Source organism: Paenibacillus taichungensis (genome assembly GCF_013359905.1).
In the GTDB taxonomy this organism is placed as follows: domain Bacteria; phylum Bacillota; class Bacilli; order Paenibacillales; family Paenibacillaceae; genus Paenibacillus; species Paenibacillus taichungensis.
In genome coordinates this window covers 90,993-116,018 of record NZ_JABMCC010000096.1, presented here as the reverse complement: position 1 = coordinate 116,018, position 25,026 = coordinate 90,993, and the positions used below count along the sequence as shown (strand labels likewise).

General features: G+C 43.9%; 19 protein-coding genes. 6 read left to right on the top strand and 13 right to left on the bottom strand.

Features of this window, described 5'->3' with window-relative positions; translation table 11 throughout:
* Positions 1 to 136: 136 nt before the first annotated feature.
* The 3 genes from HP548_RS04140 (at position 137) to HP548_RS04130 (ending at position 5,018) form a co-directional block, all read left to right on the top strand.
* Entirely contained in the window at positions 137 to 3,031 is a 2,895-nt protein-coding gene (locus HP548_RS04140; protein WP_175380978.1) for a KAP family P-loop NTPase fold protein, read from the top strand.
* Positions 3,032 to 3,637: 606 nt separating this feature from the next.
* A complete protein-coding gene (locus HP548_RS04135) occupies positions 3,638 to 4,582 on the top strand; it encodes an alpha/beta hydrolase fold domain-containing protein (protein ID WP_175380977.1) in 945 nt (314 codons plus the stop codon).
* Positions 4,583 to 4,694: 112 nt separating this feature from the next.
* Positions 4,695 to 5,018: a hypothetical protein gene (locus HP548_RS04130; protein ID WP_175380976.1), complete on the top strand. Its 324-nt coding sequence runs from the start codon at positions 4,695 to 4,697 to the stop codon at positions 5,016 to 5,018.
* A gap of 143 nt (positions 5,019 to 5,161) precedes the next feature.
* Here HP548_RS04130 and HP548_RS04125 read toward each other — a convergent pair whose 3' ends face one another.
* Positions 5,162 to 5,377 (bottom strand): hypothetical protein, encoded by a 216-nt coding sequence (locus HP548_RS04125; RefSeq protein WP_063567124.1) that lies wholly within the window; start codon positions 5,375 to 5,377, stop codon positions 5,162 to 5,164.
* A gap of 397 nt (positions 5,378 to 5,774) precedes the next feature.
* Here HP548_RS04125 and HP548_RS04120 point away from each other — a divergent pair, with 397 nt between their 5' ends.
* Entirely contained in the window at positions 5,775 to 7,115 is a 1,341-nt protein-coding gene (locus tag HP548_RS04120; protein WP_175380975.1) for a lytic polysaccharide monooxygenase, read from the top strand.
* Between the two features lie 151 nt (positions 7,116 to 7,266).
* Here the strand turns inward: HP548_RS04120 and HP548_RS04115 are convergent, their stop codons facing one another.
* From HP548_RS04115 to HP548_RS04100, 4 genes are all read right to left on the bottom strand, one after another.
* Positions 7,267 to 7,452, bottom strand: coding sequence for a hypothetical protein (locus tag HP548_RS04115; protein WP_175380974.1), 186 nt, complete (start codon positions 7,450 to 7,452; stop codon positions 7,267 to 7,269).
* Positions 7,453 to 7,562: 110 nt separating this feature from the next.
* Positions 7,563 to 8,237, bottom strand: a complete 675-nt coding sequence (locus tag HP548_RS04110) for a hypothetical protein (protein WP_175380973.1) — start codon at positions 8,235 to 8,237, stop codon at positions 7,563 to 7,565.
* 301 nt (positions 8,238 to 8,538) lie between these two features.
* Complete coding sequence (gene gnpA, locus HP548_RS04105; RefSeq protein ID WP_175380972.1) at positions 8,539 to 10,719, bottom strand: 1,3-beta-galactosyl-N-acetylhexosamine phosphorylase; 2,181 nt, start codon at positions 10,717 to 10,719, stop codon at positions 8,539 to 8,541.
* A gap of 13 nt (positions 10,720 to 10,732) precedes the next feature.
* Positions 10,733 to 11,752, bottom strand: a complete 1,020-nt coding sequence (locus tag HP548_RS04100; protein WP_175380971.1) for a glycoside hydrolase family 88/105 protein — start codon at positions 11,750 to 11,752, stop codon at positions 10,733 to 10,735.
* A gap of 172 nt (positions 11,753 to 11,924) precedes the next feature.
* Between HP548_RS04100 and HP548_RS04095 the strand changes: the two genes are divergently transcribed.
* Positions 11,925 to 12,869 (top strand): AraC family transcriptional regulator, encoded by a 945-nt coding sequence (locus HP548_RS04095; protein WP_076291629.1) that lies wholly within the window; start codon positions 11,925 to 11,927, stop codon positions 12,867 to 12,869.
* A 106-nt stretch (positions 12,870 to 12,975) separates the two neighbouring features.
* On the opposite strand, the gene HP548_RS04090 is transcribed toward HP548_RS04095, so the two are convergent.
* From HP548_RS04090 to lpdA, 4 genes are all read right to left on the bottom strand, one after another.
* Complete coding sequence (locus tag HP548_RS04090) at positions 12,976 to 14,148, bottom strand: DUF4317 domain-containing protein (protein WP_076291628.1); 1,173 nt, start codon at positions 14,146 to 14,148, stop codon at positions 12,976 to 12,978.
* A 172-nt stretch (positions 14,149 to 14,320) separates the two neighbouring features.
* Positions 14,321 to 15,493: an ABC transporter permease gene (locus HP548_RS04085; protein WP_175380970.1), complete on the bottom strand. Its 1,173-nt coding sequence runs from the start codon at positions 15,491 to 15,493 to the stop codon at positions 14,321 to 14,323.
* Positions 15,477 to 16,109, bottom strand: coding sequence for an HlyD family efflux transporter periplasmic adaptor subunit (locus tag HP548_RS04080; protein ID WP_175380969.1), 633 nt, complete (start codon positions 16,107 to 16,109; stop codon positions 15,477 to 15,479). The genes HP548_RS04085 and HP548_RS04080 overlap by 17 nt, the downstream gene beginning before the upstream one ends.
* Before the next feature lie 36 nt (positions 16,110 to 16,145).
* Entirely contained in the window at positions 16,146 to 17,543 is a 1,398-nt protein-coding gene (lpdA, locus tag HP548_RS04075; RefSeq protein WP_175380968.1) for a dihydrolipoyl dehydrogenase, read from the bottom strand.
* A 201-nt stretch (positions 17,544 to 17,744) separates the two neighbouring features.
* Here lpdA and HP548_RS04070 point away from each other — a divergent pair, with 201 nt between their 5' ends.
* Entirely contained in the window at positions 17,745 to 18,320 is a 576-nt protein-coding gene (locus HP548_RS04070) for a TetR/AcrR family transcriptional regulator (protein ID WP_175380967.1), read from the top strand.
* A gap of 204 nt (positions 18,321 to 18,524) precedes the next feature.
* Here the strand turns inward: HP548_RS04070 and HP548_RS04065 are convergent, their stop codons facing one another.
* The 4 genes from HP548_RS04065 to HP548_RS04050 all read right to left on the bottom strand — a co-directional run bounded on the left by HP548_RS04065 (position 18,525) and on the right by HP548_RS04050 (position 24,916).
* On the bottom strand, positions 18,525 to 19,232 hold the full coding sequence (locus HP548_RS04065) for a DNA alkylation repair protein (RefSeq protein ID WP_175380966.1): 708 nt from the start codon (positions 19,230 to 19,232) through the stop codon (positions 18,525 to 18,527).
* A 198-nt stretch (positions 19,233 to 19,430) separates the two neighbouring features.
* Positions 19,431 to 22,796 (bottom strand): HEAT repeat domain-containing protein, encoded by a 3,366-nt coding sequence (locus HP548_RS04060; RefSeq protein ID WP_217504606.1) that lies wholly within the window; start codon positions 22,794 to 22,796, stop codon positions 19,431 to 19,433.
* A gap of 278 nt (positions 22,797 to 23,074) precedes the next feature.
* A complete protein-coding gene (locus HP548_RS04055; RefSeq protein WP_175380965.1) occupies positions 23,075 to 24,235 on the bottom strand; it encodes a cobalamin-independent methionine synthase II family protein in 1,161 nt (386 codons plus the stop codon).
* Positions 24,236 to 24,346: 111 nt separating this feature from the next.
* Positions 24,347 to 24,916 (bottom strand): SF0329 family protein, encoded by a 570-nt coding sequence (locus tag HP548_RS04050; protein WP_175380964.1) that lies wholly within the window; start codon positions 24,914 to 24,916, stop codon positions 24,347 to 24,349.
* Positions 24,917 to 25,026: the final 110 nt, after the last annotated feature.

Genomic DNA, 25,026 nt, shown 5'->3' with positions numbered 1-25,026 from the left:
TATTCGAGATAGATCCCATATCCCCTTTTACGAAAAGAAAAAGTATAAATCTATATAGGACATTGTTTATTTAAAGGGAACGATTAAAATAGCATTATGCACAATATAATTTCTAGAGAAGGAGTACGGATACGAAATGAAGTTGTTAACTTCCAAAAACGAAGAAGAGCTACAAGATGAAATAAAACGAAGGTATCAAAACAAACGAGATATTAATGCATTCAAGGAAGCAGAACAAAAAAAGTTAAACTCCTATAGAACTCAAAGACTCAACCTTCTAGAAGAACAAGAGCAAATTCTTCAAAAGCTTCATTCCATTGAAGATGACGAGCAAATGAAGAAAGCAATCGAAGATCTACAAAAACCGAAAAAAAACAATAATGCCCGATACATAGAACATTTGCTCAGACAAACGGCATGGGGAATGCTTTGGTTCTTGTTATATAGCGGAATATCACTACTTTTCCGGTTGAACAGCGACATTATATTCACCATGATGCTTCGTCATCCGATGCTTGAGATTTTTATTAAATCCATGACGATTATTGGGGTTATATTCGTAGTCCTTTTATACATCGCTTTCGGTGCTCGTTCTCCTCGCACCTGGATACCATTTGGATATTTAAAGGGCGATACGTTTCTAGTAGGAATATGTACAGGATCGATTGTTTCCTATATTATCGGGCAACTTGAACCTCTACCAGGCACTATTCTCCCTTATATAGATCGGATTTTTATGATTATTTTCGCTACATTTCTAGCTTATATGTTCATTTCATGCATTATAGGTTATATGTTACATAATAAAAAAGAGGATTTATCTTATGCATATCAAGACTCTGCAATAGACAGACCAATTGAATTAATTGAAGAAGACATGCTACAGAGAAAACGATTTGCAATGCATCTTGTGAGCTACCTTAATCGACATGAAAAAGGCGGATACTCAGTAGGAATCATGGGAGAATGGGGTAGTGGAAAATCCTCTGTTTTCAATTTTCTCCAATCTTTTTTACCTGATGATACGATACAGATTAATTTCAAACCCTGGTACTTCGGTAAGGATAATCATAATATTATCCAGAATTTCCTCGAACAAATGTCAGAGAAACTGCGAACAACTTTCTTTTATAAACCTAAATTAGAAAGAGAATTAGCAGCATATGCTAAACTATTCTCTTCAATTCAAATGAAACAAGGCTTCATTACATTTTCTTTCAAAGATATCATAGATAGAACAATTTCTAGTGGTGACACAAGCCTCACACAACTGAAAGGTGAGATTGAACACTCTCTTCGGCAACTGGACAGGCCAATCTATGTCTTCATAGATGATCTTGATCGACTTGACCCACAGGAAATACAGACAATTCTTAAAATGATAAGACTCGTAGCTGACTTTCCAAATATAACCTACATTTTGGCGTTAGATGAGAATATCATAGTCAAATCTCTACAGGGGATGTATCAACAGGATCCGAATGAGAATACTTCGGAACAGGCCAGAAGATATCTGGAAAAATTCATACAGTTACCAGTATATCTGCCGCGGGTGGGGCAAACAGAACTCGGAGAACTGGCATGGAATATGTTGACTTCTTTAATGAAAGATCTAGACAAGACTATGATTAATATTGATAAGTCGGTTTTGACCAAATACATCACTCGTCTAAAATATAATATTCGAACCCTGAAGCGACTTATGAATATGTGGGAACTGATGATTGGAATGCTCGATCAGGAAGTTGAGCTGAAAGATCTGCTTCTTCTCCTGATGGTGAAGGTCAACAAACCGAACTTGTATGATTATATTTATGCAAATTCGACATACTTCCTGGAACATCAAGCAGACGTAGAAAAGGAACGGGTACGATTCATCACACTGTTTCCCGACTATCCAATCTACGAAGATTTACTTAAAGAGCTTCTGCCTTATAGTGAACAATTGTGGAACCCCGATTATAAAATAAAACTAAATTTAGTACGGGATTCGCAATTGAGTATCACTAATTCTAGAGTATTTAACCGATACTTCCAGTATGGATTACCTGAAAAAGAAGCATCCAACAAACAAATCGATGGACTCCTTTCTGCCTTGGAGAACAGTGATAAGAAATCGATTCTTAAGACATACTCCGATTTCATGAATCTGTTTACTCCAGATCAAACGAATGACGCTATCCGACGTAGAATTTCTAAGTTCCACGACTCCAAAACCAAGCTAAGTCAATTACTACTCGCTGTATCTTTACGTTTCTCCTCGCTGTATGATAAAGATAAACTATCGTACACAGCAGAACAGAGCAGTCTAGTCGGTTTAACGCGGGATCTGATAATTTATGTCCCTCAGGAGGCGCTTCTGAGCTTTATTAAATATGCAAATATCGCCCTCAGCGCCCACGTATACAGATTCGCTGCTAGAAAGAGAACAGATTTGCAGCAGCAACTTCAGAGTACCATGAAAGCAAACTTATCCTCAGAACTGAGATCCCCCCCCTCGCAGAAATACTTGTCTGAGGATGCGCATCTCATATTCACATTATGGCGTGAATTGGAAAATGAAGATAATATAAAAAAATCTGTAGAAAATTGGATCTCTGATACCAACTCACTATCCAATTTTCTTGAGTATGCTCTACCGATTTCCAAGATACAATTCATCGACTATACTACTCATGTGTACCTGTATAATCAGGTTGTTGAACTGCTAAAAGTTCTTCCAGCTAAACGACTATCGAATCTACTCATACCGTTAATTCAGCTTCCCGATCAGCTGGAAAAACTACAGCCTCTTCAAGAGACAAATGATGAGCAATTAAATCTCAAGGCATTTAGCTATGCTTACCATACGTTATCTAATTTTGTCGCTATGAAACTTTGTGAAATCATTGAGAATGCCCAACTAGCCAAAGAGATAGGTCCTCCAAATCAGGCAGTGATTAAACTAGCAGAAAATATCCACCTTTTTCCAAATAGCAAAGAAAGGGAGAAAGTGAAAAATCTCCAACAGCAACTTCATAATTTGATTTAAAGTATGAACAACATTTGATTTGGCAAGGTATACATCTATATAAATACCCCTTCAATTATTGAAGGGGTATTTATATAGAAAAGACGCTCCTGTTTTGAACGTAGCCTAAGAATTTAGTATTACCACTGGCCAAGCGAATTTCCGTTCCTTTCACCGTAGCTTCAACAAACTCTCACACTCAGGAATGGCCCCTTCGAAAGACAAAATGTTTGCATCACATGCATTTCTGATGGTGGAGATGTAATAATACACAATCAATATCCTCACCTGTATGTTAAACATTTGATCGGGACTGATTTATTCAATAAGCTCTGCTCTCCTCAACCTCTACGAGAATGCTCTAGAATATCTGAATTCAGAATCATCCAAACATATCAGTCCACATTTTCACTAAAATCTCCAGAGTCAATTCACCTGTTTTATTCATAAAGATCAGACTTCACGGTATTCTTGAAGCATTTTAAAAAAGAGCAACTCAACCTGCTTCAATAGGTTAATATTTCAATATTTAACGTGATTTTGCTCTTTCATAGCCTTGACCTTAAAGTATACTTCAGGCTTTATACTTTGAATAACTTAATTCAAATAGGAGAGGACGATCCTTAGATGAGTGTAAATATATATAACAAAAAACGCTCTATCAAGAGCTATTTACTAGAAAAATACATCGGAACTTTAGATAGCAAGAAGAATTTATCCACGCGAGAAAACACCCTGAAGCACTTGGAACACATGGGTGTAGAGAACACTAAGCCTTATGAGCTGGGTAAGGTTAAATTAATCTCCTCAGTCAACAAACGTTCCTTTGAAGACATGCAGGTGTTTACATTGAATGACCAGAAATCTGCTGATCAAAAAGTGATCCTATATATACATGGCGGCGCTCATACACACCAGCCTCTAACCTTTCATTGGAAGTTCATGGACCGCATCGCACAATCGTTGAATGCCAAAGTTATAGCCCCCATATATCCCAAAGTGCCTCATTTCAACTACCAGCATACATATCCAAGACTCTTGAACTTATACCGGGAAATCATTGAATCGATAATGAGTCCTGCTCAACTTACCATTATGGGAGATTCAGCGGGCGGAAATATTTCGCTTAGCTTTGCACATTACATCAAGACGAATCTTCTTCCTCAACCCAAAGATATCATTTTGTTATCTCCATGTGTGGATATGGTTCTGGACAATCCGGTCATATTCGATTATGAGACCCGAGATCCGATGCTGGCTGTGGAAGGCTATGATGTAATTCGAAGAATATGGGCGGCAGATAAAAATCTGGATGATCCATTGATCAGTCCAATCTACGGAGACTTCAAAGGACTTGGAAAGATTACCATTTTCATCGGAACTTATGAAGGTTTATTTCCCGACAACATGAAGCTCGACAAACTGCTTACCGACCAGGGCATTGACCATAATACCTTTGTATATCCCAAAATGAATCACGTCTTTGTGCTTTACCCTATTCCTGAAGCCAAGGATGCAGAGCGCAAAATCATTAATATTATTAAGCCTGTATCACAGGAATCGCATAAATAAGACTGCTACTGAAAAAAAACAGGAAAATAACATTCAACCCTTGTAAATTGTATTATTCCGGGTATAATACTCGGTATATAGAAAAGCGTAGCTGACTGGAGTGAATAACGCCATGGATTCTTTGACACAAACTTGGGTTAACGATTATTTGGACTTATATAATTATGCCCGTACCATAGAAGACTTGGAATGGGCTGAAGATATTCTCAGGAAGCTTCAAGATCAGAAGGACGCGTTACTGGAGGAAGAACGAAAAGCGATACTGCTCCGTGAGCTGCTTACAAGCTACGACCGAATCAACAAACAACTGATAGACATTTTCAGCAAACTGAGAGTCGCTTCAGAGGGTTACCAGACTGAGTCTTTACAGGAGCAATGGTTCAAATTGAAGCTAATGCGGATTGATGTCTCTCGGAAGATTCTTCAATATAAATAAAATAAATAAGAAAAAAAGCCGGTCTGCAGTTCGTCTGCTTAACCCGCCTTGATTAAAGGCTTGCTATTCTTTTGATGCGTACAGTCAACTGTTCCGCACATATGTAAAGCCCGCCAGCTTTACATGAAATGAATAATCGATAATTACATGGATGCTTTCTTCATGTTGCTCATCATGCCCATCATTGTAGTCATCATTTCGTCGCATTCTTGCATACAGGACATCATTTTATTCATGTCCATGCCTTCCATCATGCTTTTGTCTTCCATGCATTCCATCATCATCTTCATGGATTTCATCTTGCACATCATTTCTTCCATACACATGTTCATCATCATGTTCATACACATATTTTCCATTTCAACTTCCTCCTTTCAAATATAGTAAACTTCCTTTTTTTAGCATAAACGATTCCCCACTTAAAAGCAATCTTTTTCCTCTTGCCTTTTCTGTAAAATCGATGTATAATACGCACTTCACTTATCAATCCAGTCGGAAATAAAGGCTTTTGTGGAGAGATGATCTCTCCGCAAAGGCCTTTTTGTATGCCTACCTAAGTCTTGAATAACTGGATTATCTATCAAATTTATCCTTGTTCAGCAAATGTAGGTCCTTTACAATAACTTTAGAAATTCCCGTATATCGATTTCTTTATTGAACAATATCCATATATGGTATATGGAATAGCACTTCCTTAATTACGATATAAGCTCTTACTTGAGTTTATATAAAAAAAATGATACAGGAGGCTATCGAATGTTCAGATTCATTTTACCGTCTTCAAAGCTAGTAATGATTTGCTGTCTGCTGGTGCTCACAACGGTAAGCATGCTGTTCAACAGTCCCAAGGCGTTGTCACATGGTTACGTAGAAGGGCCAGCGAGCCGAGCTGCACTTTGTGCTTCGGGAGTCAATCAAGATTGCGGCAGTATCGTGTATGAACCCCAAAGCCTGGAAGCACCTAAAGGCTTCCCTACTGCAGGACCTACGGACGGCCATATTGCAAGCGCTAACGGCGTCTTCCCTAAGCTCGATGAGCAATCCGCCACACGTTGGTCGAAAGTGAATATGTCTAGTGGCAGTAATACGTTTACTTGGAAGCTGACAGCTAACCATTCAACGGCAAGCTGGAAATATTATATTACGAAAACGAACTGGAATCCGAACGCACCTCTATCCCGTGATTCGTTTGACCTGACACCGTTCTGTTCAGTTCCCTATAATGGCAGCCAGCCTCCATTTAGCTACACCAACTCATGCAACGTACCAGATCGCAGCGGTTATCATGTCATTCTGGCAGTCTGGGAGGTTGCGGATACTCCCAATGCCTTCTATAATGTCATCGACGTAAACTTCTCCGGGACGAACCCGGTTGATAATGTGGCACCAACACCTCCAACTGCACTTGTGGCAACTGCAACTGCTGCGACCAGTACATCCTTATCGTGGAAGGCTTCCTCAGATAATGTAGGGGTAACAGGGTATAAAATTTACAACGGGGCTACCTTAATAGGCAATGTATCTGGCACAACTACAAGCTATACCGTAACAGGGCTTACAGCAAGCACGGCTTATACCTTTACTGTCAAAGCAGTCGACGCAGCAGGCAATGAATCTGCAGCCAGTAATAGTGTAAGCGTTACCACAACTACACCTCCTGCAAACGACACTACCGCACCTACATCTCCAGGCGGGCTGCATGTGATGGGAACACCAACCGCGTCCAGCATTCAGCTGATGTGGACGGCATCCACGGATAATGTAGGCGTGACAGGGTATAAAATTTATAACGGCTCTACTTTAGTTACAACAACATCCGGGACGGCAACGTCTTATACGGTAACCAATCTTGAAGCGAACACAACCTACAACTTCTCGGTTTATGCTGTTGATGCAGCAGGCAACCAATCTGCTGCTAGCACAGTCAGCGGTAAAACAGCCGCAGCTGCTACTGCACCTGCATGGGCAGCCAACACGCAATACACAGTGGGCACAATCGTGAGCTACAATAACCTGACGTATAAATGCCTTCTTACACACACGTCTCAAGTGGATTGGATTCCTTCGGCAACACCAACCCTCTGGCAGGTGCAATAACTGGATTGACTGGAGGATTAGTTAAAAAGAAGTCCTTATAAGATTCTGATTACAACCATAGCCGGTCCATATTCAGGGGATCGGCTGTGTATTACACCATGCAAAATAAGACGCTTCAGGAATTAGTCCCGAACGTCTTATTGCTTGCTTTTTATGTTTCTATACCGATTTTATCATATGTCCATCTTCCAAGAACGACTCTGGCGCCTGAATCCTCACCCACCCCAAGGCCATAGCCAACAATGCTGTGATCCAGACGTGCAACCAAATAGATAAAAGCTTCAGGCACAGCGTAGATGGAATCGATTGAATTTTGCAGGAGGGCTCCACATTCCAAAATTCTTTGAACTGCTCCAGATCGTTCTTCTCCACACTAGAGCGAAACTGCGGATTCGTTAGATTGGATGACTTCCAGCAAATATTGCTCTACATTTTTTTCTTTTAGCCTCACAAAAAGCCGTTTAATCCACCAAATATATGCCCTAAAACATGAAAATATATCATAATGAACGACAGAACTATAGAAATTGGTAGAACAATCAGAAATCTTAACGGACTTTTAGGAACAATAAAAAGTAAAACAATGACCATAATCAGATATATTCCCATAAGTATAGGGATCAAATAGTAGTGAGTGTGCTCAGGTAAGTAAGCGTGCCGCAATTGAAATCCTTCTGACAGTAAGGCTGTAATCGGAAAGGATAAAATCAAACTAGATATGATTCCATAGCCACGTGCATACCATATTACATAAGCACATACCGGCGATATCAACGCGCATATTCCCCAAAATATAATTTCTCTCTTGGGGAAAAAGTGCAAAAAAAACACGGTGTACACATAGTAAACAGTTAATAGCGATACAAAAAAAGAGGATATCTTTAGAGCTGCTAATTTGGGAGAATAACTAAAAACCGATAAGAGTGTTGCAACAAAAATCCATATACCTAAACGTCCACCGATAGCGTCAAATATGGGGTTAATCCCCTGTGCATCTACAAGCTTTGCTGCTAAACCTAAAATTACCCCGATCACTATCGCACTTACAATGGAATTTTTTTTTTGTTCAGTTGTTGAATTGTTTCTAATTCTAATTTGATTCAACTTATTATGTATTTCCATTTCAACCCTCCAATTCCCATAATCACCATATACTTTAACATGATTTATTTGATATTTTCATATATTTTGTGAAATAACCCTGTTTTTAAAAGACGAATACCCTTTCTATACAAAATCTCATCCAAACTGAATAAAGATTACCTCCCCTAGTAAATATAGACGGAGTGGAAAATGTTCATGGTTGAGTCATAGAACAGGTTTACTTTTATGGTTTACATTATAAAAATATTCATGAGTAAAAATTCTTTTTAGCCCAAATAGACCGCTCCCTGGTCAGGAAACGGTCTATGCAGAAGATATTCTATGAGGACATCGATTTGGTTAAACCAATCTTGGTGATGACCGTATCATACGGAGCCAGTTCGAGCGTTTGTTTTCCGTAGTCCGTATCAATTGTCGTGGTTTGAACCTGATCACTATTGTTAATGACGACCAACATTTTACTCTCCGGATAATAAGTACACTCTGTAAATAAGTTATCCGTAATGTACTTCGAATCATGGAATTCATGACCTGCAAAGCGAATCAGATTCAGCAGCAGCCTTGTGTTCTCCCAACTGAATTCGAATGAAGGCAGGTAGATTCCTTTTCCTTTACCAAAATCATGTGTAGACAATGTAATCATGCCATCCGTTTCATCCACCACAGCAGCTGTTCCATCGGTAAGATATATGTTATTCTTCGGCGTTATTTTTGACCCTTCCGGCAACAAACCACGCTCATCGCGAGTCTCATATGTCCATTTTCCATGAACCACCCTGGCGCCAGTATCCTCATCCACCCCAAGAACATGTGCCATTCTAAAAAAGCTGTCGTAGCCTTCAATTGCGGATGGTTGGTTGATGCCAATAAAGGTACCGCCATCATACACCCATTTGGTCAGCAGGTCCACACATTGGTGGTCATTCCAATGTTCTCCGCCGCTCCAGGCTGAACCGGCAGAGCCGGCATTGATCACGACATCTATATGTTGCAGCACGCCCTGACGGATATCTTCAAAATCAATGAACTGCACTTCAACCGGTAAGCCTGACAAGGCTTCATTTACATGAATCAAGTCATGCATATACGTTTCATGGAAGTGGCCGGACAACGTCCACGATCTTAATTTGCCCCAGCTATGCAGAACCGCTACCCTCGTCTTAATCTGATAGGGCTTGCCTTTATGATGAAGCTCTTTTATTTCCCTGAACTCGTCCGCAATCTTCTCGATGTAATCGCAAAAGTCCGGGTAAGGCTCAACCAGATGCAGATATCCACCCAATCCAATCCGGTCAATCGGCTCCCTGAGCAAAGCGCGCCTGATATTGATCCAATACTTTTTAGCATCCAGTGTAGGGTTTCCGCCCTCCTTAAAGGTAGGAAGTCCGCCTAAACCAACCGGAAACAAGTAGGGATGCAGACGAATCTCATGGGTATCCACGTTGACACCTGAACACATCCTCGCCTCATAACCGGAAAACACACATTTAATCATCCCATCGAATCCAAACTCCTGAAAGCGGTCATTATAAGGCTCCTTACCAACCCAGCTGTCATCATAGAAGACATACGCCAGCTTGCCGTGGTTATGCACGATATCAATTAACTTCTTCCCAAATTCGATGACAAAATCATTGATAAACGCCATCCAGTCCAGCTTGCGCTGCTGCGCCGGGATATGACTTACGCGATATTTGCCGCCATTCACAAAATCCTCAGCAGAGAGCGAATATCCAACTTTTTTGGCAAACAGATCAAGTGCTCTTGAACTTACCGTGAAATCATATGAGCCCCAATCCGAGAAGAGATGGCGATTACGCTCGTCGCTGCCCCAGATCCAGGCGAAATTATAAAACAATGAGGTGAAACGAACCACCGTTGTTTCCTGATGCTGCTGACACCAGTCCTCCATCCAATCCAGCAGATATGTCTGCGTTTCCGTATAGATCGGATCAATTTGCATCAAGTGCTCCTTGTCCCAATGGTTCGTGGTGTGATTGTACATCGAGATTTCTTCCCAGATCCGATAGGCCATGAAGCTTACTGTGTATTTATGCCAAGGAACAATGCCGGTAATGACTACATGGCCGGATTCCCTCTCATAATTCCACTGTCCTCTTGGCACTTCCTCCCCGGTTGTCCGGTCAAAGACCTGCCAATACTTAAAGGCCTCTTTGGAATCATTCACCTTGAATTGTTCAGCAAAAAAATCCTCCATCAGATAAAACGATACATAATCTTGTACAGCTACCTTCGGATTCGTAATAAGAAAACATTGCTGGAGCTTATCTTGATTTTGGGATGCCCATTCGTTATGATCCCGGATGATGCAGATGGTCGAATAAATGCCATACCCCGCGTTGATAATTTCATCGGATAATTGTGTACCGTCACTGTCACGAATGACATCGGCACCCCACCGTTCGGCAAGTTCCAAAGTCAGTGCCTCATAACCGGATTCGCCGGGTAGTGTAAAGGAGCCTTTGATTGGTTTGGACAACTTGGTTCCCTCCCTATTTCAACATGTCAGACAGGAAAGCGAGTGCCAGGCCCTGACCCCAGCCCTGAATCCAGTCTTTTGGAATATTGCGATATCCTTCCCGATCTTTCATCACTGCTGTACCACCCGATACACCAAGCACACGTCCATCTTCACTAATGTTGTTCAGGATGCTTTCCAATGCTTTTTGCACGTATTTGGTATGTAACGGATTACCGTTATTGAGCATGGCTGCTGCAATACCAGCGGAAGCCGACACCTCTTCATACGACTGCTCGTCATCCAGAACTGTCCGCCACAAGCCATTCTCTGTCTGCACGAGTTTCAGAGCTGCCAGTTGATCCCGGAGCGAGCACTCCACGTCCATGCACTGTGGATATAGATACCAGTCCTTCAACTGTGGTTTTACTTGCGACATGGTGTAAGCACCCCAAGCGTTCGCTCTTCCCCAATACAATCCGGACATGTGGTCCTTGTTAACGTTATTGTAGCCGTGATACCAGAAACCGCTGCTCGGATCTTGCAAGTATTTGATATGCCAGTAATATTGATTAAGGGCATCCTGGATCATATCCTGATCCTTTAATTTGCTTCCTACACGGAGCAGGAAAAATGCCGCCATAAATAAGGTATCCGCCCATGCCTGCTCGGGAAAATCATTGGAAACGGATACGGTATGCTGCAGCACGTTATCTCCGAATCTGAGCGCATGATTTTGTAGATAATCCACCTTGCTCATCACAATATCCCAATATTTTTGGTTCCCTGTTTCTTCATATAAAGTAATCAGCATATGGCCCATCGCACATGTATTTACGGTCCAGTCCGGCAACCCCAGCTCGATGTATTCATCCGCCCATTGGACAAGCCTGTCCAAGTACTCTTGGTTGCCGGTCGTTTGATAAGCTCTGGAAACACCATAATACGCCACACCGCAAGGCCAATCCCACGTCAAATCCATTGCCAGTGTTTTTTTCGTAACGTTATCAATAACGTTTAAAATTTCTTCCCTGTCATATTTCACTTGAAGCATCGGTGATTCCCCTCTCGTGGCGCACATGCCCCCAAATGCGCTTGAGAGCTGTCCGTCCTTGGTTTGAAAACGCTTTACTTATTCCATTGTACGCAGTAAAATAGGGTCAATCTAAGCATATTCGCAACAAAACTGCGCAATTTCAATCATTTATGAATGGGAGTTATCGAATGTGCCCAGAAAAAAGCAGCCTATTATTGAATACCGCCACTATAGCTTGCCAATCCACTTTCCTATTCTGCTGTTAAGCGGTGAACGTTGGAAAATATCCGATATCAAAAGTGAGCATCTTCATTTCCATAACCATTTGGAGATTGGTATTTGTCATTCGGATAGCGGCATTATGGAGATCAAAGGAGAATCGGTACCTTTTAAAGCCGGTGACGTGACCTTTATCCCCAGATATCTTCCTCATACAACGTATAGTTCACCCAATGAAGCCAGCCTATGGTCTTATCTCTTTTTCTCGCCTGAGGACCTCTTTCAACAATCGTTTAAGAGCAGTGCCTACAGTAACTTTGAACCCAATTTGAGGGCCATTAAGGGATTGAACTGCATTTTAAACAGGGAGGAACATCCGAGGATTTATACCCTTGCGACATCTGTGGTAGAGGAATTAAAGCAGAAAAATCCTTTTTATCAGGAAAGTGCCTACGGCTTATTATTATCCCTTTATATCGAACTCCTGCGAATCCATTCCCGGAATGAACCCTTGGCAGACCAAGAAACGCAGCATAATCTAAAAGGTGACCTTGTTATTTCTCCGGTTCTGGAGTATATCACCAAAAACTATATGTCGCCCATTACCATCGATTTTCTCGCTGATCTGTGCCACCTAAGCACCACTCATTTTCGAAGAAAATTTCATGACATTATGGGAACCGCGCCTCTGGATTTCCTGAACAGCACCCGGATTGAAGAAGCCTGCAAACAATTAAAAAGCACAGACGCTTCCATTCTTTCGATCTCTGAACAAGTCGGTTTTCAGTCCATTTCCAGCTTCAATCGCTGCTTCTCCAAACTTATGGGGAAATCGCCGAAAGAATGGCGCAAAGGCGCACAGTCCGAAGTGCAATCTGCGAAAGCCTCCATTTTGGAGTTTACGGGGTGGGTGTAGGGAAGGGATATCTGCGATAGAGTTTATAGGCAAATTAAAGACGCTTCGGGAGCGAGTCTCGAGCGTCTTCTTTGAACTGAAATGTTTAGTTTAATTACTATGCTAACTACAGTACCTCTGTTGTAAGCGTGAACCCTTCAATCACGACATCTTCGTCCACTTCAATCATGATACACCGTCTGCCTTGAAAATTCACTTGTTTCACATATCTCAAGTCTTGTGGGCTAACTGAAATCGTAGCAACTTTAGTTTCAATTTTAATGGACTTGGACGTAAACTTCGGCATAACACTGGTCGCTTTCATTTCATAATTCTTGTTGTCGACGATGGTTTCAAATGCACGTTCCACCTTCTCCGACGTCAGGTCCTCTACACCGCTTGCCGTCAGTACACGTTCCAGATCTTTATAATCCAACTTCGGAGGTTCTTCCTCATGTGACTCTTCGTTAATTTCGATGACCCGGTTGATTTCTTCATACACATGTGCGATTGTGGCTGAGTCCAGTTGTTCACCGGCCACTTCCTTCACGATATCTTCGAAGATCGCTCGTTCTTCCAGCGCTGTCACAGACCTTTCTCCATTCAAAACATTTTCAACAAAATGCGGATCCGGGAAATTGGATTTCCCTGTGCAATATAGAACACGATTCACATCGGAGTAGTTGTCCGTTACGCTCGGGTACAGGAAACCCTGCTCCGGGGTGCTTAATTTGACAACCGGATCTACAATGACATTGTACTTAAATTCTCTCTCCACGTAATCAAACAAGAGCGTTTTCCGCTGCTTCTCCGTGGAATTCACACTGCACAGAATGAATGGATGTGCGAACACTTCATTTTTCTCGCTCTCTTCCGCTTCATCGTTCCGAGCCTTGGTTGGCAAGTAATACTGTCCACGAACAAACGTGATCACCATATCCCGTTCATACTTGGCATCCACCAACATTCTTTCTACTAACAGGAGCATCAGGTCCTGCCATTCCTCCGGATCTCCTGTTACCAGTGCTTGGTGAAGCATCACCTGAGCCGGCTCCTCCGCTTGCTCCTGGAACTTCAGCTCAAACAATTTCTGATCCAGCTCACCTGTCAGCAATTTTTTGAAATTGCCCATGTACAGTTCCTGTTTCTCTCTATCCACCAGCTCAAACGGATGGCGCTCCCAATGATAAATCTCGTTCGTTTCTTTCGTAATATACACGTTGAGAATATCGTAAATATTCAGTAAATCATGATCCATCTTAAACTGTTTGCGTATATGCGCGACTTCTTTTTTATTCATGATTCGTTAGACAACTCCTCAAGTAAATTGGCCTTACAAGTATAAACGATATAAAAAACCTTCGCTAGAAGGACCTTTATCTTTATAAGTCATCTGCGGTAACTAAACAGAAAGACGCATCAGGAATGATTCCCGTGCGTCTGTTTTTTCGATTCACTGCTTATCTTTTCAATTAACTGCTGCTCGGCAACATATCTGCATTCAATAGGGGTTCCCGGCTGGTAGAAGCTTTCCTCGTTTCCCGCAGAAACAGTAACCCCATGAACAAGGACACAACGCCAATAATAATTAGCAATGCCCCCAACTCCTGACTGTAGGCTGTAAGCGCTCCGTCCCGAAAAACCATTCCACGAATCAGGCGGTTAAGCCAGTTCATGGGTAGTGCCCATGCGAAAATTTGGAACGGTTCTGGAAACGCCAGCGGCGTTAGTTGAATTCCCGTAGCCAGAAAGGAGGGATACAATACAAAACTGGTTCGTAGGCTGACTTTGGATATGTCTTTGGCTGTGTATCCAATCAACATACCCAGAAGTGATAAGGCGAAGGCATAAATAACCAATGGGATGATAAAAAGATAAGGCTCCGCTTCAAAACGCATTCCCCCCACCTGCTTTAACAATCCATAGGATAGAAGCAGCGATAGGGAGCTCAACACAGCGTACGGCACACTCCTAACCCATAGCTGGAAAGGTGACCTTCCGTTTGAAAATAGCTTCCCTTCCCGGCGAAGCCGAGGTGCAATCGAGCCTGCTGCACTTGTTGTAATCATCAATACTACGATATTCACAAATCCAAGCACCATAAAACCGACATAACTGGAGGTTGGATTAAATAGCATCCTTTGCTGAAGCGAGATCGGCGACACGATTCCTTTAGCTGTTTCTGCATCCATCCCTTTCTGGATCAGTCGTGTCATGGAAAGGGTCATATTTTCCGTCTGGATGATCTCCTGAATCGCGGTCCGGATTCCGGTTAGCCCCGAGGGCATTGTGTTATCCATCAAGATGCCGATATTCGTCGATTTTCCCTGTTGTTGACGTAATCCCAATTGATTGGGAAGCATAATGACAGCTACTGCCTGCTCGTTGACAAGTAATGTTTCCGGACTCATTCGGCTCGCATATACGCTTTTGACGCTCATATATTGCGAGGCATTTATTTTGGAGATCAACTGCCGTGAATATTCGCTATGATCCTCATCAATGACCACAACTGGCGATTTGCTAATTTGATTCTGCGAGAACATTAAACCAAAGAATAGGGCTGCAATAAGCGGGCCGATAAAAATCAATCGAACATACTTACTTCCCGATACGTACTTCCACTCGTCAATCAGTGATTTCATCAAGTTTCACCTCTGCTGTCATCCCAGGAAGTAAATCAGCATTCGAATCCATCGATATTCGGACCAAAAACATACTTAGATCGGCTTGCCCCTTTTCCCGTGACATGCGCAAGCTCGCGAATTGTGGGGCAGATGAGATGGACGTAACCACCCCGCTCACCTGTGTTGGCTGATCCAAATACGGAAAATGAACATCAATGGCTTGATTCACTTCAAGCTTTTGAATTTCACTCTCCTGTATGTAAATGTCCGTATAGTAATTATTCTTTTGCAGAACTGCCAGCGGCACGCCTACTTGTACTTGATCTCCCTGCTTTACAGCAACTCGGTCGACCAAACCATCATACGGTGCAAGTACATCCACATCTCCTTCCCCAGCTGATTTCACTTTGAAAAGCACCTCTCCCTCTTTCACGGAGTCACCTGCAGACGCACCCGCCTCTAAAATCGCCCCCGGACTATTCTGATAAAACAATGTCGTTTGCTCTGCCTCAAGTATGCCTTGTTTCCTGCTCTCGGCCTGACTTACAGCATCCTTCCCTTTAACAGCCAGAAGTGAACCTCCAACAATGAGCACCATTGCAATTCCGATATACAAACCTGCTTTTAACTTCATCCTTTTATCTCTCCCATTCCCAATCCTCGTGTATGGTTAAATTTGCTGAATTTTTTTCTTTTTCATTTTGGTGACCGCGTTCTCGGCAGCCTCCATGATCACTTCTCCCAACGTGGGATGAGGGTGAATCGTCATGGCCAGATCTTCTACGGTTGCACCCATCTCAATTGCAAGCGCAAGCTCCGATATCAGTGTGGATGCCTCCACGCCAACGATTTGCGCACCAATAACAATTCCTGAGGTTGTGTCAGCCACAATTTTTACAAATCCTTCGGTTTCCCTTAATGCCAATGCTCTTCCGTTGATCCCAAAAGAAAATTTTCCGATAACCACCGGAATGGCCTGTGCTTTGGCTTCCGTCTCACTTACTCCAACACTGGATAGCTCCGGTTCAGAAAAGACAACAAGCGGAATCACCTTGTAATCGACTTTGGAGGTAAGACCCGCAATGGCCTCTGCTGCTACTTTGGCTTCATAGGAGGCCTTGTGAGCGAGTGCCGGACCAGCTGTAATATCTCCAATGGCATAAATGTGCGGGATAACCGTTCTGCATTGTTCATCCGTCTCAACCAGTCCCTTGTTTGTTACGGGCAAACCTATGCGTTCCAGTTCTAACTGGCCGTCTGTATTGGGTTTCCTGCCGATTGTGACCAATACATATTCCGCTGTAACCTGGTGCTGCTCTTGATTTTTGGAATAATGCAGTGTAATGGAATCACCCTTCTGCTCCACCTTTTCAGCAATCGCTTCAGTTACGATGTGGATGCCATCCGCCTTCAATTGTTTGACTACAGGGGCAGCAAGTTCCGCCTCGAATCCGGGCAATACTTGTGCTCCTCCCTCCAGAATTGTCACCTTTGTTCCGAATTTGGCATACATCTGTCCAAGCTCCACACCAATATACCCTCCGCCGATCACAACCAGACTACTCGGAACCTCCTGCAGAGACAGTGCTTCTGTGGAAGACAAGATACGACCTCCAACTGGAAATGCTGGCAGCTCAATTGGACGAGACCCCGTTGCCAGTATGAGGTTTTTAAAAGAAATGCTTTGCTCCTGTCCAGTTTGCTGGATCATCGCTGTGTGCTCATCCACCAGACTGGCCTCGCCTTCGAGTATGGTCACATTCGCAGTCTTTAACAAATAGTGGACGCCACCTGCCTGTTTATTCACAACCCCCTGCTTAAAATGCTGAGCAATCTTAAATGTCGCTGCCGCGTCAGCTTGATTGAACTGTCTGAACAAATCATAGCGATGTGATTCCGCAATTAATGCTTTGGATGGTATACAACCCACATGCGTGCAAACCCCGCCTAGCTGTTGACGTTCGACGATTGCCGTCTTCATTCCCAGTTGCGAAGAACGAAGCGCCGCCACATATCCTCCCGGACCTGATCCAATAACTAACGTATCTACAGATTCAAGCTTACTCATATCCTGATACCTCCCGATTTGAAGCCGATTTAAAATATGATGATCGTAATATATTATAACCATCATATTTTGAGGCAGTCAACAACCGTATTTGGCCCTTTTGTAAATCAACAAACATCCAAACGCCAAATTGACAAGCTTTATTATGATGACTATAATATTTTAAAAAAGCAGAATGATGAAGCTATGGAGTGAATGATAATGCCCTATCCCAAAGGCCATAAAATAAAAGTACGAGGTAAAATTGTTGAAAGTGCTGCTCGGGCTTTTCGCACCAACGGTATTCAAGATGTCAGTGTACCGTTCATTATGAAGGGTGCCGGATTAACTCATGGAGGGTTTTATTCACACTTTGACAACAAGGAACAGTTGGTCGCCGAAGCCTGTGAATATGCCATTAGCGATACCATCGCACTTCTTCAAAAAGTCGCGGATCAGGAAGAGCAGAATCCCAAAATTAATACAGTCATCGATTATTATCTCAGTCCCTATCACCGCGACAAAACGGAAATGAGCTGCATATTCCCTGCCCTTTCCGGCGAAATATCCCGCTCTTCCGAAGAGGTTCGGCAGGTATTCACTCATGAACTGGAGCGGATGGTCACTTTTATCTCTGACCTGGCAGATATGGATGTGTCCAAAAGTCGTGCACTGTTTAGTACATTAGTCGGCTCGCTTGTTCTTGCACGCTCTGTTAATGATCCTGAACTAAGCGACAGCTTTCTTGCGGCGGGCAGGCAGCAAGCCAAAGAAATGGTTAAACGGAACGATATGTAGAGGTTTCGGGCTTTTATACGATACGTAGCTTTGAGGTTGTTTCATTTTGTTATCAAGCTGAAAACACAAGTAGACCGCCCACCTTTGTGAAGGTTGCGGTCTACTTGATCGTGTATCCTCTTGTTAAGCCTACCGCCCTTAAAAGCAGCTATTTCATTAGAGAGATATGCTCCGTATAAGAGAAATGACGATACGGCGAAAATTTCAGCATCTTACATATTTACGCTTGAACCCCGTCCGCCCTTTATCCACTGCCTTTTGGATATTTTCAGAGGCATTCAGCAGCTTGCTCTTGGGCATGTTCTTGTTCACTTCGACAGGTCCCACAGCCCTGGCTGTCTCCACCGCCTGATCATGCAACGGTTGATAGGAGGTCGCGACGGTATACAGGAAGTTGTTCATCGAATATTTCGTTCGTTCCGGAGATTCGTGAATCGTGTTTTTCACCAGTTCGAGCATCTCCATCATTTTATTCTCCGAAAATTCAGCATCCTTCCGGCTTCCGAGCAGCCAGCAGTAACAGCTCCATCCCGCTGACATTCTCAGTTCATCACCACTAGCAATCCATGCGTCAGCGACCTCTTGCGCAATATCTGTCTCGGCCAACGTCACAGCAACGATATAATCGGAGATCATGAAAAAATAAGCGGCATCGATCCAACGATCGAAATCAGCTGGCGTCATCACTTGGGGATCGGCAATCACTCCCGCAAAGTACATCGCATCATAATTCCCCGTAGCGTATAATTGCTCCGCCAAAGGTTGATCCTTTTTGATCTGCTTCGCCATCGGTTTCATCGCCCCGGTTGCCACGCCAAATAGCGGTTCATGCGCACCGTTGGAGATGTAAATTTTTTTCGTTCGATCTTTACCGAGCGCCTCAAGCTCCTGCATCACTTCTTCCACGTTCATGAATAACACCCCTTTTTATATTACTTACTCGCCAGATGATCCGTACAACAAATTCGCTCTCATTGTATCACAGCTTCTTCCCGTGCTTCTCATCCAGATTCTCCTAAAGCGCCATAATCACAGATCTGAAATGAGCTAATTATCGAGTAATAAAATGGCGGTACAGAATACTTTCTGTACCGCACTGTTCAATTATGCTTATTCAAGAGTTGTCCATATATCCAAAGCCATCAGACGGACAGCTTCCTGCTCATGGGTTCGATATACTCTTAAACGATCCGAACAGTCCTCATTCCATAATAATGCCTCGCCGGCGATCTTCAACAAACATAGCCCTATACGGAAAGCGGCCATGTGAGGCCGAGCATTCAACTGATCCACCATCTGAAGGAGGTCTTCCGGCTTCCAGTACCCTTTGCTTGCATTCACGACACGACTGACCTTCCGGTTCACAAAATCCAATACATACGGCTGTCTGTTCACTATGCCAATGACAGGGTCCAAGCCGCCTATCGCCAGGTCCGCCTTGCTCCAGTCTATCATAGCCAGATGCAACCGGATTACCGCCAGCTTCATGGTTTCATCAGAATTGAGACATGTAATGATACCCGTATACAAAGGAACAAGCATTTTCCTTTCCGTCAGAGACAACGAGGTTAACTTGTCGATCAGTGCGAGCAAACGCTGCCGTTGCGGCAGATCTCTCTCATTCCCCGCATTCCATTCGTCTATCGTTTCTGTGGCAGCCAGTTGTCTGCAAACCTCGATGACCTGTTCGTTTGTTTTGCTTTCCGAGCAAGCTGCAATAAGGGTGTCCAGCGCTGCCTTCCATCGGGTACTATCCTGAAAATCAAGCAGTGTGCTACTGGCACAAGTGGCGATTACTTCTTCATTCCCGTTCAACCACGAGATCATGGAGCGAAAAGCCTCTCTGGCTACAATCGGATCTGCATGGCCTGCGATCCCTGTAATCCATCTCAAATACCTTGGACGCGATTCCAGCGGAAGTTCGCTGGGCCGCTGGTTCAACAAGCTTTGGGCAATATCCCGCTCCGAAGAGGAAGCCATCGTACTCATCATGGTCCAGCTTCGCTCATCATCCAGACATTGCCTTGCCGCATGTCCAATGGCGATAATGACGTCTTTGTGAGTATTGGGCTTCTCGTATTCCCGAACGAGGAGGGTCATGCTGTCATTGCTTTTATAAGCACCAAGCAGCCGAATGGCTTCTTTTCTGACCGTAATCTTCAGTTTCTCCCGATTTAGCAACTCCGAAAGCATCGACGTTAGCAAAACTGGACTCACCCTGCGCGCGCATCTAGGGATTGAATACATGGCAACACGAGCACGGTCTCCATCCAGATTGTCCAGTAGAACAGGAAGTGCCTTCTCCGGTTCTTCACCTAACGAATAGGCATACAGTGCCGCCTCCACGACATGCACTTCCGAATCCTGCAACAGCACCTCCAATTGTTCGGACCAGTGGTCGGGCATGCTCGCCAGCCTTCGGATCACTGCAGCGCGTTCATAGGAAGTTCGTTTGGTATCGAGTGCGACTTGTTCCAGCAGGGAGGCCAGTGCTTTCTGTTGACGTGGCAGCCACCTATAAAATCCGTCACTAGCAGGCACAACATAAATGGTTTTTCCCGACAAATGCTTGCCCTTAATGACTGTTCCCGCGATGAACGGATCCAGCCACTCCTGTCGCTTCAGGTGCAAATGCCAAAACACCTCATGGAACGAGATGAAGGACGGGTCTCTGTCGAGCAACTCTCTGACTCTTTCATCCCGCGTTTCGTAAGGAGCCAGCCAATATCGGATCGCCTGAGCAGGAGCCTTCTTTGTCTTCACCAGTTCCTCCAGCAAGTGTTGTAGCTTAGGCAAACGATCAATCGCCTTACCGAAAGATTCGGCCATACGCAAGACCACAACATCGTTCTCTCGCTTGTTCGCTTCTATACCCAATGCATACAACTCATCGAACAAAACCTCAAGCGCATGATCAGGTATACTATTCCAATCTCTCTCATACAACACGAACTGCCCATCCCGCACGACCATTCTCTTCAACGTTCTCAAACCAAACCTAAAAAGCCTGCTATCCGGCGATTGCGCATGCTCACGTAGTATGGAGAAGGCCAGTCTCTCTGTCGCATTCTTCGTCCCATATGAGGTATCTCTGGCTTCGACCACGCTGTCTGCCAGCACAGTTAGGTCGTCCACATGCTGCTCGGTGAACATGGGAACAGGACAGTTCGACAGTTCAGACATCACCGTCCAACGTACCGGGTCCTGATCATTCTTGACTCGTGTCAGGAAACGCAATGTCTCATCCATCCCCCGGCGGGATATCGCCGTGCTTCGAATAAGCCGACCATACGCCGCAGCACGTTCATCCGCATTCGATACCTGAACAGCTTGCTCCAGCTTTTCCCTCGCATGAATGATCAAACGGCGGGCTGTAATCTCAAGCGTCTGTTCCCGATCATCCCGGATGTCGCGCAATCCGAGCATGCGCGTTGCTTCCTTGTCACGCAGTTGGTGCGGTAGAACGTCCAATAACGACGTAGGAAAAATGCGTGTCCTCCGCTCATTTTCCTTATATGCCTTATCAAATATCGCTTCACGACTTGACGGTGCAAGTGTTTCCAATACTTTGGCAAGGTGTATGGGTTCGTCAATGAGTAGGGTAACCAGCGTGGTCCACTGGGCTGTAGTGAACCATTTTCTTTTTTTCAGAACACCGGCTGGTACCCCCTCCTCTAAGAGATAACCTCGTGTCTCCTCCCGTGTCAGCAGTTCGAAGACACTTTCAGGGCTCGTCTGGATCAGGACACCCAATTGCTGCTTAATCACAGGATGTATCGTATCGAATGGTCCATATTTGAGCGCATATTCCAGCACGATCGCTGGTCTGGATTCACTCAGCTTCTCCACCGCCGAAGAAAGTGTCCACCATACGCTATTTCTTCCACGTTGTGTCGCGCTTTGCAGAGCATGCTCCAGATATGTTGCGACCAGATCAGGAAAACGCTTCGTAATTACCCGCCAATTGCGGAGCGCATAGCCGAGTTCCGGAAGTCTGCCGCGAACCGTCTCTTCACCGCACACGGACAGTACCAAAGCCGCTTCCTGTGCCCCCCAGCGAACCAGCACAAGTGGTAACAGACGCTCCGCCCAATCCTGTCTACGATGGTTCACAATGCTTTGCAATAATTGACGGCGGGAATGATAGGACATAGAAATGATTTCGGATTCAATTGAATAATCTGGATCTGTCACCACTGTAGTCAACAGTCCGGCTGCCCGACCTCTGACCCCTGCCTTGGGATGCTTCAAAGCAAGCAATACGGCATTTACATCATTTATTACACTCGCACCAGTCAATGCCAGATGTGCTTCATAGGCAGTACCGCTATCGAGTAAAGCTATAAGTAACGCAGAATACCCTGCCTGATCCGAATGCTGGTGACCCAGTTGAGCTATTTGCTTCATCCGGTCCGAGTATCCAAGCGAATCCAGTTTCTTAAGAACCCGGTCTTTTTCTAACGGTGTTTGATTCATTATTATCTTGTCCCCTCTCCCTTTCACTCTATATAACCACTCAATGCATCCATGCCATTGTTTCTCATCGCAGGAGTTTGAAAGTATATAACTTCTGCGTGGGCAAGAGCTTTTCCTTTTGGATAGATGTTTCCGGGGTGGGCATAGTCCGTGGAATCGATCTCCACCTATGCTATAAAAGCCAAGCGTGTCTTCGACTATATGCAAAAAGATGACTCGCAGGTCCACCAATGGCCCTACGAGTCATCCCTATTCATTCAAGATGGTGCAATTCTAATTTAGTTGTTCCAGTATTGCTTGGCGATCTTCTGACCCTGATCAATCTTCGCCCATTGCTGAGCTTCGCTTAATTCGTTACCACCATCGCAGGATGCAAAGCCGCATTGGTGAGACAGCAGCAGTCGATCTTTATCGATGATTTTGGATGCTTCGTCCAGCAAACGAACAACACGCGCTTCATCATCGAGTGTACTCGTTTTGGAGGAAAGCAAACCTAATACGACTTCTGTTTCAGGTCTGTCCTTGAACACTTCCAACGCCTCAAGCGAACCCGCACGATCATCATCCCACTCCAGGAAGAAACGATCATATTTCAATTGCTTCAGGAACAGGTTCGCAATTTTCGCATAAGATCCACCGCCCATGTTGCGAGAATCATAGTTGCCGCGGCAATTATGTGTCCACATTTTCAAGCCCAGGCTATGACCGAAGTCAATCACTGTATTGTTAATATCAATAAATTCGGTAGCGAGACCCTGTACTTCTTCTTGATTGATATGCTCCCCTGTAAACGGAGAGTTCGGGTTATCGTCTGCAAACAGCTCCCACAAGCAATCATCCATTTGCAGGATTTTACCGCCTACCGCAGCGAATTCTTCCACAAATTCCTTATAAGCTTTCACAAGACCCGCTTTGAGCTCCTGAATATTCTGATAAACAGCGTCCGTACCGCCGATATTATCCGACCAGGAGAGTTCACCAAAAATATGGGATGGCGATGGAACGCAAAGTTTCGTTTGCTGGTCACCCGCCGTGTCTTGCAATTGTTTAAACAGTTGAATGAAATGATGATTTTTACCGCTCAATTCGCCCGTTATGCGCAGGCCAATATCTTTACGTGTTTCATATTTTGAAGATCCATCGACATCACGGAAAAAATAGCCATGGTCTGCAATATAACGCTCAACTCCACCAAAGCCCCAAACAAAATCCAGATGCCACATCGATTTGGAGAACTCTCCATCTGTAATAATCGACAGGTCATGCTCGATTTCTTTTTTCACCACTTGTTTGATGGCATCAGTCTCGCATTTTTCATAACCTTCAAAACTATCATAGAATGGATATTTGATATCATCACGATGTTCAATTTGCGTTTTATATGTCAGCAGCTCATCAGGACGCAACAAACTACCTACGATCTGGAACTTATCAGTCATGTCAAAAACCCCCTCGTTGTATACCATTATCATATCATGCAGAACGAGGTTGGCTGAGATACTTAAATGCCATAACTAGTTATAGTTAAAAGCTATAGCAATATATCAATTTCACAACGTCCTGCGCCGTATTTCATAAAAATACTGCACAGCCGGATGCTTCATTTTAATCGAATCAGACATGTTCAGAATTCGCTTCTTGCCAACACGTCTGTCCACCAAAGCCAGAATATTGAACAGAATCTCCTTGCTCTCCAGATTATCCTCTATGGAAGTGGACAAAAACGTAGTCGCTGCTGCTGTAAAATTCGTTTTACTTAACGCGGTTTGTGCCAGCAACAGCTCTTTGGCATGTACGGAGACTTTTCTGCTTCTTGCCATGACTTGAAGACGGTCCTCCGGAACGTTCCCTTTGGTTTCGTTTCGAATAGCTTCAATCTCTTCATCACTTACAGATATCACGATATTGGGATCATTCTTAATCTCCTGATCGGAATGATACCAACGGATTGGTGAAGTTGTGTCTCCCATATTGAGGATATTCTTCTGATCCACGGTCAGATAACAACTACCTGATTTATCAGGTGAATAGCGATAGCTGGTCGCCCGGTAATCTACTTTTCCAACCAGCGCAGGACTAAGAAAACTTTCTAGCTGTTGCTTTAATTTACTCCAGGACATAGATCCTCCTATTCTCAAAAGCCTGCTGCCTCATCTAAGGCAATCAGTTCAAAACGATATTGATTTAAATTATAACATAGCACAACTAACAGACATCCTGGATTGATCTA